This is a genomic window from Pradoshia sp. Z3_51 (genome assembly GCF_058215915.1).
In genome coordinates this window covers 228,017-241,648 of sequence record NZ_JBZAJC010000001.1, presented here as the reverse complement: position 1 = coordinate 241,648, position 13,632 = coordinate 228,017, and the positions used below count along the sequence as shown (strand labels likewise).

Annotated in this window: 12 protein-coding genes; 7 read left to right on the top strand and 5 right to left on the bottom strand. The window is 35.5% G+C overall.

Annotated features, from left to right (window positions below):
- Positions 1 to 171: 171 nt before the first annotated feature.
- Complete coding sequence (locus AC4BHA_RS01100) at positions 172 to 1,839, top strand: FAD-dependent oxidoreductase (protein WP_490558018.1); 1,668 nt, start codon at positions 172 to 174, stop codon at positions 1,837 to 1,839.
- A 15-nt stretch (positions 1,840 to 1,854) separates the two neighbouring features.
- Here the strand turns inward: AC4BHA_RS01100 and AC4BHA_RS01095 are convergent, their stop codons facing one another.
- Positions 1,855 to 2,229, bottom strand: a complete 375-nt coding sequence (locus tag AC4BHA_RS01095) for a hypothetical protein (protein ID WP_490558017.1) — start codon at positions 2,227 to 2,229, stop codon at positions 1,855 to 1,857.
- 274 nt (positions 2,230 to 2,503) lie between these two features.
- Here AC4BHA_RS01095 and AC4BHA_RS01090 point away from each other — a divergent pair, with 274 nt between their 5' ends.
- Entirely contained in the window at positions 2,504 to 3,382 is an 879-nt protein-coding gene (locus AC4BHA_RS01090; protein WP_148630253.1) for a GNAT family N-acetyltransferase, read from the top strand.
- A 126-nt stretch (positions 3,383 to 3,508) separates the two neighbouring features.
- On the opposite strand, the gene AC4BHA_RS01085 is transcribed toward AC4BHA_RS01090, so the two are convergent.
- Together AC4BHA_RS01085 and AC4BHA_RS01080 are read right to left on the bottom strand one after the other, a co-directional pair.
- On the bottom strand, positions 3,509 to 3,745 hold the full coding sequence (locus AC4BHA_RS01085; RefSeq protein WP_139891889.1) for a hypothetical protein: 237 nt from the start codon (positions 3,743 to 3,745) through the stop codon (positions 3,509 to 3,511).
- Between the two features lie 205 nt (positions 3,746 to 3,950).
- Entirely contained in the window at positions 3,951 to 4,445 is a 495-nt protein-coding gene (locus AC4BHA_RS01080) for a hypothetical protein (protein WP_139891890.1), read from the bottom strand.
- A gap of 101 nt (positions 4,446 to 4,546) precedes the next feature.
- Between AC4BHA_RS01080 and AC4BHA_RS01075 the strand changes: the two genes are divergently transcribed.
- The 4 genes from AC4BHA_RS01075 (at position 4,547) to AC4BHA_RS01060 (ending at position 10,166) form a co-directional block, all read left to right on the top strand.
- Positions 4,547 to 5,584: a threonine synthase gene (locus AC4BHA_RS01075; RefSeq protein ID WP_490558016.1), complete on the top strand. Its 1,038-nt coding sequence runs from the start codon at positions 4,547 to 4,549 to the stop codon at positions 5,582 to 5,584.
- 23 nt (positions 5,585 to 5,607) lie between these two features.
- Complete coding sequence (gene shc, locus AC4BHA_RS01070; RefSeq protein WP_140461496.1) at positions 5,608 to 7,482, top strand: squalene--hopene cyclase; 1,875 nt, start codon at positions 5,608 to 5,610, stop codon at positions 7,480 to 7,482.
- A gap of 93 nt (positions 7,483 to 7,575) precedes the next feature.
- On the top strand, positions 7,576 to 8,391 hold the full coding sequence (gene proC / locus AC4BHA_RS01065) for a pyrroline-5-carboxylate reductase (RefSeq protein WP_139891893.1): 816 nt from the start codon (positions 7,576 to 7,578) through the stop codon (positions 8,389 to 8,391).
- A gap of 224 nt (positions 8,392 to 8,615) precedes the next feature.
- Complete coding sequence (locus tag AC4BHA_RS01060) at positions 8,616 to 10,166, top strand: hypothetical protein (RefSeq protein ID WP_490558015.1); 1,551 nt, start codon at positions 8,616 to 8,618, stop codon at positions 10,164 to 10,166.
- Between the two features lie 36 nt (positions 10,167 to 10,202).
- On the opposite strand, the gene AC4BHA_RS01055 is transcribed toward AC4BHA_RS01060, so the two are convergent.
- Together AC4BHA_RS01055 and AC4BHA_RS01050 are read right to left on the bottom strand one after the other, a co-directional pair.
- Positions 10,203 to 10,895: an LrgB family protein gene (locus AC4BHA_RS01055; protein ID WP_490558014.1), complete on the bottom strand. Its 693-nt coding sequence runs from the start codon at positions 10,893 to 10,895 to the stop codon at positions 10,203 to 10,205.
- Entirely contained in the window at positions 10,880 to 11,269 is a 390-nt protein-coding gene (locus AC4BHA_RS01050; RefSeq protein ID WP_490558013.1) for a CidA/LrgA family protein, read from the bottom strand. The genes AC4BHA_RS01055 and AC4BHA_RS01050 overlap by 16 nt, the downstream gene beginning before the upstream one ends.
- Positions 11,270 to 12,036: 767 nt before the next feature.
- Between AC4BHA_RS01050 and AC4BHA_RS01045 the strand changes: the two genes are divergently transcribed.
- A complete protein-coding gene (locus AC4BHA_RS01045; protein ID WP_066103662.1) occupies positions 12,037 to 13,446 on the top strand; it encodes an MFS transporter in 1,410 nt (469 codons plus the stop codon).
- Positions 13,447 to 13,632 lie beyond the last annotated feature (186 nt).

Below are 13,632 nucleotides of genomic sequence, written 5' to 3'. Positions count from 1 at the left end.
TTAATCATTTGCATTTATCTTTCTTAATGGAAGATGAGTGTAAATTTTATCTTAAGGACTGACAGCTGCTTGTCCAGTTTTTGAATGTTTTTTCTATCAGATGATCAAATGAGGTACTTAAAATGATAAGTACCTTTTTTATTAAAAAGTTTACTAAATTAGGTGAGTATTTTGACAAAAGGAATTTTAGATTTAATTATCATTGGCGGAGGTCCTGCTGGATTGTCAGCGGGTATTTATGCCGGACGTGGAAAATTAAACACTCTTATTATTGAAAAAGGAAATATGGGTGGCCAAGCTGCAACGACAAATGAAATTGTTAACTATCCGGGTGTTCGTAAGACGACTGGACCTTTATTAATAGAAGAAATGAAAAAACAATGTGAAGATTTTGGTGTTAAATTTACCAAAACAGATGTTACGGATGTTGACCTATCCGGAGAAGTTAAAATAATTAAAACGATCAATGGCGAGTATCAGGCAAGATCTGTAATCATTGCAGCAGGTGCAGGTCCTCGTAAACTTGGATTCCCTGGAGAAGCAGAATTCACGGGCCGTGGTGTTGCCTACTGTTCAACATGCGATGGTGAATTCTTCGAAGGATTAGAAGTGTTTGTCATTGGAGCAGGATTTGCCGCAGCTGAAGAAGCGATGTATTTAACCCGTTTTGCCAGCAAGGTTACCATTATTGCTCGTGAACCTGAGTTTACTTGTGCTCCTTCTATCGCAGATAAGGTTTTTGCCAACGAACATATAGATGTTAAATTTAATACGGAATTGCTTGAGGTTTCAGGGGTGGAGATGGTTCAGCATGCCCGATTTATTAATAATGTAACGAAGGAAGAATGGGAATACACAGCGAAAGAAGAAGATGGCGCATTCGGTGTATTTGTTTTCGTGGGATATCAGCCTAAGACAGAGATCTTTAAAGGTCATGTAGAAATGGATGAACGTGGTTACATTATTACAGATGAAGAAATGAGAACAAATATTAAAGGTGTATATGCTGTTGGAGATCTTCGTCCAAAATCTTTACGTCAAGTTATTACAGCTGTTGCCGATGGGGCGATTGCCGGAACAGACGTACAGAAATATGTTGCTGAAGAAAAAGAGCGTCTTGGCATTGTAGATGAGCCAAAAGAAGAAAAACCGGCAGAGAAAAAAGAATCTGCACCAAAAGAAACAGCTAAAAGTGGTAAGAGCAGCCTACTAAGCGATGCCATCAAAGGACAATTAAAAGGTATTTTTGCCAAAATGGAGAATGATGTAACATTAGTAAGTATTGTGGATGAAAGTATGCCTAAATCTGTAGAATTACGTGATTTCTTGATCGATGTTGCTGAACTTGGCGATAAACTTCATCTGGAAGTTTATCCAAAAGGCGAAAATACTGAAATGGAAACGAAAATCAATGCTGATAAATTCCCGGTTGTTTCGTTGCTTGATCATAAAGGGAATTACAGTGGCGTGAAGTTCCATGGTGTACCGGGAGGACATGAGCTTAATTCCTTTATCTTGGCCATTTATAACCTGGCAGGTCCTGGACAAGCGTTAGATTCCTCAATCAAGCAGTCTATTCAGGCAATCGATAAAAAAGCAAATATTAAGATTATGGTATCTTTATCATGCCACTACTGCCCAGATGTTGTTGTCGGTGCTCAAAGAATTGCAATTGAAAACCCAAATGTCGAAGCAGAAATGATTGATATCAGCAACTTCCAAGATATTAAAAAGAAATATAAAGTAATGAGTGTTCCAGCCATGATTATTAATGATGAACAAGTAGTCTTTGGCGCTAAAAAAATTAATGAAATTGTAGCAGTGTTACAACAAGCTTAAACAATTAACCCAGCCTTACATCAAGGCTGGGTTTTTGTTTCTCCAGGTTTTTATGATCATGGTAACAGATGCAATGAGTGAAAGTAAAAAGATGATTATGCTTGCAATCTCATACAAATGCATGAATAAAATGAAGGCAATTATTTGAGTGACAGCAATGATTATTCCATAAATTGCGTTCTTTTTTTGATTCTTTTTTATGGCAATGAAGAGCTGGAGTGTAATGAAATTACTGATAACCATAATGGTAATTGCCAAAGTATAGTTCATTGTGGTAATGTTTGTCCCTTTTTCAACTGCGAAGATCGAATAAATCGAAATGGGAAGGGCACAAAGATTTATGCCTAATAAAATCAATACCCATATTATACGATACAAAATTTTTTGCATATATTAGACTCCTTGTTATATTCTATTTTACATTTTGTGCAATATAGAGATGGTTATACCCGACTATAAATACTTCAGTTTATATTGTTTGTATTCTTAAACAAATAACTAAATAAATGACGTGTAACTTGTAAATTATGGTAGAATTCACTTGATAGTTACAAAATTTAGAACTATTCATCAGTTTATCCAGTCGAATTTTGAAAAAGGAGATTACAACTTGTTAACAATTGAAAAAGCAATCTTTTGTGACGCTGAAAAATTAACAGAACTAATGAAGAAAACATTTGATGAAGAAGCAAAAAGATGGCTTATAGATCAAGAGATTGTGGATTGCAATATCCAGCCTCCTGGCTATACTTCAGTTGAAATGACTAAATATATGATCGAAGAATTATCCTATTACAAAATCATCTATAAAGAGGCTATAGTTGGTGGAGTTATCGTGACGATTACCGGTAAGTCATATGGAAGAATAGACCGTATATACGTTGATCCAGATTTTCAGAATCTCAAAATCGGTTCCAGAGTAATGGAATTAATTGAGGAGAAATTTCCAAGCGTAAGACAATGGGACCTTGAGACATCCAGCAGACAGCTTAATAATCACCATTTTTACGAGAAATTGGGCTATAAAACGATCTTTAAGTCGGAAGATGAGTTTTGCTACATAAAGAGGAAAGAGAGTTTGACAAAATCTGATAATTCGGTAGAAAATCATGATATTTCAAATAAACCATATGAAAATTGTGATATGGCATATACAGAATGGTACCAAGTCAACTTAGAAGAGAGTTCTTTTAGTAACAGTAACTTGAGAAGTACTCATTTCAGTAACTGTAATCTTAGTCAGTCAAAATTCCAAAACATAAATTTAAAACACTCCTATTTTGCAGATTTAAACCTATCCTTTTCTAATATGAGATTAGTTACCCTTGCAGGAATCGAATTTATGGACACAAATCTTGGAGATGACAAAAATCCGATATCCTTTGTAAGATGTGACCTCCAGGAATCAAAGATTAGGAATTGTGACCTAAGTAATCTGGAAATCACGGAAAGTGAGATAACAGGAATGAAAATCAATGGTATTTCAGTGGAAAAATTGTTCGAAGTGTATAACCGAGAGTTGAAAAAGGAAAGTTTCGAATAGTTATATGATCAATTGTTTGAACAAGAATCACATGATCATATAAGGGGAAATTATTTAAATCAAGTAAGGTTAAAACTTAAATAATCACAAAGAAAAAAGAACGAAGATGGTGCGACTATTCACCATTCATCCGTTCTTTTTTGCGTTCTCTTCAAGTTTACTGATTCTTTGTTCGAGTTCTTCCATCCCTAATAGTTTGGATTGTCCATCCAGAAAAATATTGCATATTGACGTTAATAGGAAGCCACCGCCCAAACCAACAAGACACCCTACACCTGGAGACCCAATGGATAGTCCAATTCCAAGGCCAGTTAACAGACTGCCTGGAATAAGGTATTCAGTTAGTGAATGCTGTTTAGCCAACAAATCTCCTCCAATCTTTTTCGAAAGTTTATGTATTCTGGTTAATATTATAACAACTTTAATTTGCAGAATATATACATATTCTTGAAATTAACCTTATTTAACCATTTAGTATCTATAAACTTATTATTCAGCAGGAAACAGTTTTAAAAAAACGCCATGAGGATAGTGGTGAGGTTTCTCGAATAAGTAAAAAGGAGGTGGTTTACATGCTAATACAGCTAAGGTCATAAATTGTCAGATCATAAAATGGACCTTTACTGTCTTCTGATGAGATAACAATACCTTTGTAGCCGTTAGAGGTGAGCATTTCGCGAAGCAAGCTGCCTATTTTAAATTCGGTATCTCTAATAAATAATTTAATGTTTGTTCTGTTATTAACTCCAGATAAATTACGAATTTTATCGAATTGTTTATGGTATATATATGCACTTATCGTTTCGTAAGGTTGTACGAATTCATTGGTAAATGAATCATATAATTTAGCATAGTCCTCATCTTCAATAAATAAGAAGTATTCCGTATTGACGCGAAACTCTATGATGTTTGGTCCAAACTTTTTAGCCCAATGTTTACGTGTCGTGGCATAAATAGCATCACCATGCTTTTTTCCATGACTGAAAGAGGTCCGTAGTGTAAGGCCTTTATCGAGAATTTTTTCATAATTGGTAGTAGAGGTTCCATGAAATACATCAATCATCTAATCGCCTCCATATTTTTATTAATACCATCATCATAAATGAAAAACGCAAACTTTTCCATCTTAATATGTTGATTAACTGATTAACGAGAGGAGCAGGAATGAGTGAAATTCAATTTATTTGTGTAGATTGCCAGGAGCTATTCATGGAGGAAACGGATAAAAATTGTTGTACATGCGGCGGTCTGTTAATAATCAAAACAAGTAAAAGCATTTTTAAGGATAATTGGATTGTTGGTGAGAACCAGACGATGTGGAAGTACTATCTAGTAGTATCAGTACAAGCAAACAAACGTGCATGGGAGAAGGTATCATTAGGTGAGGGGAATACCGTGCTCGATAAATTGGACTCGGACAATCAGCACATCTACTTAAAATTAGAAAACACTTTACCAAGCCAATCTTATATAGATAGATGCTCAGCATTATTAGTGACTAAGTTACTAGAGAAAAAGATACAAAACATCCTTATAACGGAAGCCACTTGTATGAGTCTTTCTGTTGCTAAATATGCAAAACATGCTCAAATTGCCTGTGAGTTAGCTTTACCTGAAAATACAGCCTGTCAGCTGGTGGATGCATACAGAAATGAAGGAGTCAGAGTAAGCGATTTTGTTTCTGATCAAGAATCTGCTGCAAATAATTTTATTTTACCCGACTTTCACCCCTATATGATTGAGGGAGCAAAAACATATGCATATGAGATATGGGAGCAGTTGGGACACCGTCATCCTGATATCGTTACGTTCTCGGTTGAAACCAGTATGTTAGCAGTAGGTACTTATTATGGATTTAAGGATCTTTTAGAACATCATTTAATAGGAAAACTCCCCAGATTTATCATTGTCGACATTCAATCAACTTCTCTGCCTGTAAAAAGTAAAGCGGTATCTATCCCTCAACCCCTATATAAAGAATTGATAAAAATGATTAAAGAGACAGATGGACACTTACAGACCATTACGAAAACTGAAATCATTCAAGCCAGTAAAGCGCTTTTTATGAGAGGTTATCAGATAGATGAACAAAGTGCAGCAGCCTACGCAGGATGCATGAGATATTATCGAGACTTTTCAATCAAAAATGAATCGATTGTGATACCCCTTAGTAATTTTAGCGAGATAGGAAAATCCAAATAGTTTTTTGGGGTGATAAGATAGTTATGACAAAATCTAACGTTGAGAAGTATATAGCCTCCAAGCTAGAAAGGCTGGAAAAAACACAAAATCAATCAGGTTCATGGACATTCAACTTTGAAGGATCTTCATTAACGGATTGTTTTATGATCTTACTTATACGGACCTTAGGAATAGATGAAGAAGAATTAATGCATCAACTAGTGAAACGGCTGCTGCGCACTCAAAATGATAATGGGTCTTGGAGTATCTATCCGGATGAGAAGGATGGTAATTTATCTGCCACCGTTCAATCTTATACAGCCCTGCTTGTGTCAGGCAAATTTACTCGGATGGATGAGGAGATGAAGCGAGCTGAACAATTTATAATTAAGCATGGTGGAGTATCAAAATCTCACTTTATGACTAAAATGATGCTCGCAGTCAATGGAATGTATAATTATCCAAGCTTTTTTAAATTTCCGATGAGTTATTTTATGCTCCCGCCCCATGTACCTTTTAACATGTATCAATGCAGTAACTATGCCAGAGTGCATTTAACTCCTATGACCATCTGCATTAATAAACGATTTATGTATGAACACAAGGGGATAGATAAGAGTTTCCTTGATGGACAAGAAGGTGGATGGTTTAGAGAGGAACGTTTTTTTCAGACAGAACAATTGATTAATCAACTAAAGATCCTCAATTTTTCTCCATCCTCTTGGCAAAAAGCAGGCTATCAATCTGCAGAAAAGCTAATGATTGACCGGGTTGAGAAAAATGGGACACTGTATAGTTATAGTTCGGCTACCTGTTATATGATTTATGCTTTACTTGCCTTAGGGTATAAACGAAACTCACCGATTATTCTTAAGGCGATGGAGGGAATGAAGAGCTATTTAACGGATACACCTTATGGCCTTCATTTGCAAAATTCACCCTCCCTGGTGTGGGATACAGCTTTATTAAGCTATTCCTTACAAGAAGCGGGGGTTAAGGCAACCCATCCTGTTATCGATCGAGCAAATGCGTATTTGCTGAAAAAACAACAAAGCACGAGAGGGGATTGGACAGTACATGCTCCAGATGTGATTCCTGGGGGATGGGGATTTTCTGACAGCAATCATTATATACCGGATAATGATGATACAAGTGCGGTTTTACGAGCATTAACAAAGCAAAGTAAATTGAACCAACAAGCAAATCTTGCTTGGAAAAAAGGTTTCTCGTATTTGAAGGGCATGCAAAATAAGGATGGAGGATGGGGAGCCTTTGAAAAAGATGCCTATAATTCTTTATTTGCTTATCTACCAATCGAAAATGCAAAGGATGCCATCATTGACGATTCTACCTCAGACCTGACAGGTCGTGTTTTAGAATTTATGGGTAATTATGCTGGATTAACACATGACCATTCCTTTATTAAAAGAGCAGCTGCCTGGCTTCTGAAAGAACAATTATCAGATGGTAGCTGGTATGGAAAATGGGGTGTTTGTTATATTTATGGAACGTGGGCAGCGGTGACTGGACTATGTGCAATCGGAATCAAGCCTGAGCACCCTTCTATCCAAAAAGCAATCAGATGGCTGGAGTCTATCCAGCTGAAAGATGGAGGATGGGGAGAATCCTGTATGAGTGCAGATAAAGAACGTTATATCCCATTGTCCTACAGTACTCCATCCCAGACAGCCTGGGCATTGGATGCTCTCTTAGCAGTTAAGCGGGCAACTTCACCAACCATTCAGAAAGGGGTTAACTTTTTAATAAATGAAGAGTTATACCATCCTAATGCAAACAGGTATCCAACAGGTCTCGGTTTACGGGGTGGTTTTTATATCATTTATGAAAGCTATAATTATATTTTTCCTCTGTTAGCACTGGGTCATTATGAAAAGAAACTGATTACTGACCATACATAGCTAATTGGGAATGAGCGCGCTAATCCTAATTTTCTATTTTTTACTTGTTTTATGTTAGAATAGTGGCAAATGAGGAAGAATAGGTGTTGAAGCATGAATAAGAGAATAGGTTTTATTGGCTGTGGAAATATGGGGAAAGCGATGGTTGGTTCTTTGATTAACAGTAATCAAAAACTCGCTGATCAATTGTTGGTATCTGTGCGCTCAGAAGAATCAAAAGTTGCTATTTCGGAAAAGTGGCCGATTCATACAACTCTGGATAATAAAGAAGTTGTCCTAAATTCAGATATAATCTTTTTAGCAGTTAATCCAAACCAATATGAAGAAGTTATTAAAGAAATAAGAGAATATGTTACTGATAAGAAGATTCTTATTTCGATTGCTGCCGGAGTTAAAATAAAGCAAATGGATGAATGGATTGGAGCAGAATCAAAATTTATATTGTCTATGCCTAATACTCCTGTCCTGGTGAATGCAGGGATGACAGCTATTTGTCCAAATGACCATGTCACAGGAGAAGAGTTAGAGGAAATCTGCCAGTTATTTAGTGTGTTTGGAGAATATGAAATTCTTAAAGAAGATGATTTCGAAGCGTTTATTGCTTTATGCGGTTCTTCTCCAGCCTATATTTTCGTATTAATTGAAGCAATGGCAGATGCAGCTGTGAAATTAGGGATAGATCGAAAAAAGGCCTATCGAATGGCTGAACAAACCATTATGGGATCGGCAAAACTCGCTTTGGAAACAGGGATTCATCCAGCAGAACTGAAGGATCAAGTTTGCTCCCCAGGTGGTGCAACGATTGCTGCCATCACAGAACTGGAGGCACAAGGATTCAGAAGTTCTGTCATTAAAGCGATGGAGGTTTGTGCTGAACAATCAAAGAAAATGAATGATGAAGTTTACTAGAAACGAAAATAATGCAGCATCCATTTTACCTTTTAGGGATATGGATGCTGTTTTTTATGCAGTGATTATTCATGGTGTAGTTAAACCATTCTTTGTCCCGCTTTTTATGAATTACACTCCTATCAATCCGTATTAAATTGAAAAAGATTTACACTCACATGTATATTAACAACTATTTCCATGTTAAAATATTTCTATCCGTTAAGGCCGGGAGAGTGAGTACTATGGATGGAACTTTATTATCTAACAGTATCTATTCGTTGAAAGGAACCGATTTACGAATCATTTATAGTTTATTAACGAATTTAAATCTAAAAGAACTAATCCCATTTAATTTTAACAAAATCATTTCTAGGAAACATAATACTGATTATGTAAACTGCCTTCTTGAAAAAACCGATGAATATATTCATCTCTCAGATGAGGCATTGCAGGTCAGTTTGTTTCAGGAAATGAATAAAACACTTGAACTAGAAGGTGTTTATTATAGTGAAGCTATCCATGTGGATAATCAATGTGAAGAAATTGTTGAAAAAGTATATCAAATATATATAAATCAGGAAAAATCATTCCTTCAAAACACGGAACAAATTGAGTTTACAAGGATCCATCACATTATTCACTATCAGCTCAGACAGCTATTTTATGAGGTGGAATATCGCTTTCAAAATCTTTCGGTTGAGGATCAGCAGGATTTTTTAAACACTATATATGAATTTATAATTCAGCTCTCAGAGGATGAAAAATGGATCCTTCTTCAACAATTGCCTGCAAATTATTTGTCAATTGAGGTTTTTAAAGAAATAGAATTATCCACTTTACTTATTCAGGTATCAAATATCAGTCTTCCTTCATTTTTTGATATGTTTACAAAGCTTTTAATGAACTACAATGAAAAGCTTCCAATGAATATCCCATTAATCAATCAAGAAAATATTTCCCCTACGACAAAATTATTAACTTCTCCATATTTTATTACACCCTATGTCCTTGGAGGCAGAGTCCTTCAAATAAACTATCAGCATCATGCCATAAAAAAAAGGCTAATGCCTTTTATCCTAATGCAAATAACTTTAGCGTATTTATGCGATGAAAATTCTGTATCCAGTCCAGTTTTATTCCTGAATGAATGGAAAAGAAGGGTAGAGGAATACCGTCAATTGGAGTATCATTCTGATTTATTAGAAATGAAACATATCGAAATGAGTTCATCTGTCCATAAATCCCGGCAGCGGATAAACGAATTTGCAAATCAAAAAAAACATATTCAGGAACGATTGAATATCGAAATGTACAAGCTTAAATCAACACTCCTTTTTATGGATATAAATGAGTTGACGATAAATCAAAGTTTTGAAAAACATCGTACTGAGTACATTCACATCCAAAAAAAATTAAACCAATTAGCTGCATCCAAAAGCAATGAAATATTGGAAACCAGTTTAATCAAACAATTTACTAATAAATTGCTGAATATGTCAGTGACACTTGATCAGCTTGGTAAAGAGAAAAAAGTGGATGAGCTTCTTGAGAGCTTAGTCCGAGATATTTTAGATTCGGATAGTGACTTTAAACGGGCTGATCGAATTGGGATTAAACAAATACAGAAGGAATTAACGGATATTGATTTCATGATTGAAACGGAGAATAAGATTAAAAGTAAATATGAAAAGGAGCTTATCAAACTGAATCAACAATTACAGGAATGCAGCGATAAGGTGAAACAAATTGAGAACGAAAATTACGGGATTAAAGAGGTAGCGCAAAGTATATGAAAAGTCCGTTTCAGCAAAAACGGACTTTTTTTACCCCTAGTTAATAAAGAGGTTCATGATAATTGGTCCTATAATGGAACCAAAAACAGCGCTTAATGTCATGGAGATAGAACTCATGGAAAACGTTAATTCACCGAATTCAAATGCCTTTGAGGTACCAATTGCATGGGATGCGCTGCCCAAAGCAATCCCTTTACTAACGGGATTTGTTATGTGGAATAGATTTAAAATAAGCGGCCCTAAAATAGCTCCGGTTAGACCTGCTATCATGACAAAAATAGCTGTTAATGCTGGAACCCCGCCTAATTCCTCGGAGATCTGTACAGCAACCGGTGTAGTTAATGATTTTGGCAGTATGGAAACGGCAGTCTCTTCGGCTACACCAGCCAGCTTACTAAATAGAAGTCCACTAACCATTCCTGCCAATACCCCAAGAAAGACACCTCCTAAAATGACGAATATATGATCTTTTAACATTCTCCATTGTTTATAAAGCGGAAAAGCAAGTGCAACTACTGCCGGACCAAGTAATTGATTAATCCATTCTCCGCCAATCATGTATGTATCATAAGAAATATTAAAAACTGAAAGGATGCAAACAATAAAAATGGTTGTTGTTAAGATTGGCAAAAGAAAGGGATAGGAAAATCGGATATAGAGTTTATTTAATAAAAGAAATATGATGACAGTTATAATAATAATTGTAATGGCAATCAGTAATTTCCCCATTTATTTTGATCCTTTCGTTTGTTCATTGAATTTTCGAGTATCTGACTGGTTCCTCCGGATATCAGCAGGGTAAAGATTGTACTAATAAATACGACAAACATAATGATGAAACCTTTAGAGGAGAATAGCTCGGGATACTTTATAACACCGATACAGATTGGAACAAATAACAAAGGTAAGAAACCAATTAAAAAACCAGCTCCGCGATTAATGTATTCAACTGGAATCACTTTGAATTTCAAGCAAACTAACAGTAATAATAACCCGATGATACTTGCAGGGATGGGAATGCTAAACAGCTCTTGTATGAATACGCCGATATAATAAAAAAGAAAAAGAACAACGATTTGCGAGCATATGACTAAATGTTTCATGAACGTATTGGCTACTATAGAGTGAAAGTAACCTTCACCTCCAAATTTAAATGATAATTTGATATTACGCTTCCCTTCTGACAAGTCAAACAATTTGCACTTTATGGAAATTGCACTTGTACTTTAGCTAGTACATCTTATTAGCTTTTTGAATCCTGTTAAATCAGAGGCTCTGTTGTTTAGCTTTTCTAATTATTGCTTCTAATTTAAGCAAAGATAAGAGGATAAAAAGAGGGTGAGGAGTAATTTAAAGCTTTACAATCTAGAAAAACGTAATTCCGTATATGTCCAGCCAGTATCTTTTTAAAGCTTCCCGTATGAAAACGGAAACAGAAAAATTAGTGAGGATTCTTGTTTGGTTTATTTTACCTCATAAAAAATTAAAAAAAGGTCTTTTAATCTTATCATGCGCATGCTAGTATACTAGTGTAAATGAACGAAACATAGTTTGAACCAAGAAGAAGTTTCAAACATTTATTTTACTCTTGTTTGTGAAATAATGAGCAATAGTAATTATAATTTATTTTTACACGAAATATTAATGATCAGTTTTAGAACAATTTTACCTCCTGCATTTTATTTTACTTTTCTTTGTGAAATAATGAGCAAAATGAAATGTAAATAAAATTTGGGAGTAAGTATATACTACCAGTTAAGAAGCCTTTACTGTTTACAAAAGATTGATGGAAGTATGGAGTGTAAGTGTTTGAACCTGCTTGGCGGTATTTTCGTCATTTATAACTATTATAGTATTTGGAGGTAATTAAATGAGTGCAGAAGCTTTGAAAAAACAAGGCTCACCAAAAGAAAACCCTACTCCTAATGTTCGTCCTTTCGGCATGAGGGACAAAATTGGATATCTATTAGGTGACTTTGGAAACGATTTCTTTTTCTTATTGGTAAGTGCTTACTTAATGGTATTCTATACCGATATTTTTGGCATCAATGCAGCGACAGTTGGTGCGCTCTTCATGGCTGCTCGTTTATGGGACGCAGTAGCAGACGTAACTTGGGGACGTTTTATTGACACTAGAAAACCAACTAAAAATGGTAAATTTAGACCATGGGTACTAAGAATGTCATTCCCATTAGTTTTCTCAGGGGTTTTAATGTTCGTTACGATTCCTGGTATGGGTGATGGTTTCTACTTGGCATGGGCGTTCGTAACATATATCGTTTGGGGTACTTTGTACAGTACAGTTAATATTCCTTACGGGTCTATGGCATCTGTTATGACAGATAATCCAGTTGAACGTACTTCTTTATCTACTTACAGAACAGCTGGTATGATGCTTGCGAGCTTGATCATCAATGCAGTCGGACCAATGATTGTCTTTGTTGATAACAAAATCGATGCAAATCGTATGTTCATGGCTGCTTGTATTTTTGGTGTGTTGGCAATTTCTTGTTACATCGGTTGCTACAAATTAACAACTGAACGTATCGTTCCTGAAACAAATGATGCAGAAAAAATGGATCTTCGTAAAACGCTTAAAGCGATCGGTCAAAACAAACCACTTATTTGGATTTTAACTGCATCTTTATTATTCATGACAAACAGCATGCTTATGGGAGCAGTAAACGTATACCTATTTAAAGATTATTTCACTAGCACTGCAGCGTTAAGTCTTGTTGGTGTTATGACTACAGTTACAGCATTTATAGCAATGCCGTTGGTTAAACCATTAGTTGCTCGTTTCGGTAAAAAAGAAATTGCTTCTATTGGTATGGGATTTGCGGCTATCATTTACTTCGTACTATTCATGCTGAAAGATATTGATGCAATGACATTTGTATGGATTGCAGCACTTGGTATGTTTGGTACAGCATTCTTAAACGTTGTTATTTGGGCGTTTGTAACGGATGTTATTGATTATCATGAGTTCTTAACTGGTTTACGTGAAGATGCAACGATTTATTCAGTTTACTCCTTCGCTCGTAAAGTAGGTCAAGCCGTTGCTGGTGGTCTTGGCGGTTTCTTGATCGCTGCAGTTGGTTACAATGCAGCACTTGAAACACAAACAGAAGGTACGTTAAATGGAATTCATGCACTTGGTACATTAGCACCAGCGTTGTTCTATGCAGTTATTTTCTTAATCCTAATGTTCTTGTACCCATTAAACAAGAAACGTACAGAGCAACTTGCAATTGATATTGCTGAAAGACGTAAAAAATAATTAGTAAAGAGATAGCTCTTAAATGGGCTATCTTTTTTTGTTATTGGGGAATTTGTAAAAAGAAGAAAAGGATGTAAAAGGAAGAGTATTTAATGAATTACGTACATACTTTGAATCTGGTAGAGCATGATAAGTAATGGGCATTTAATGTATGAGTTATGTTCAAATTTAGAAAAATAAATTATT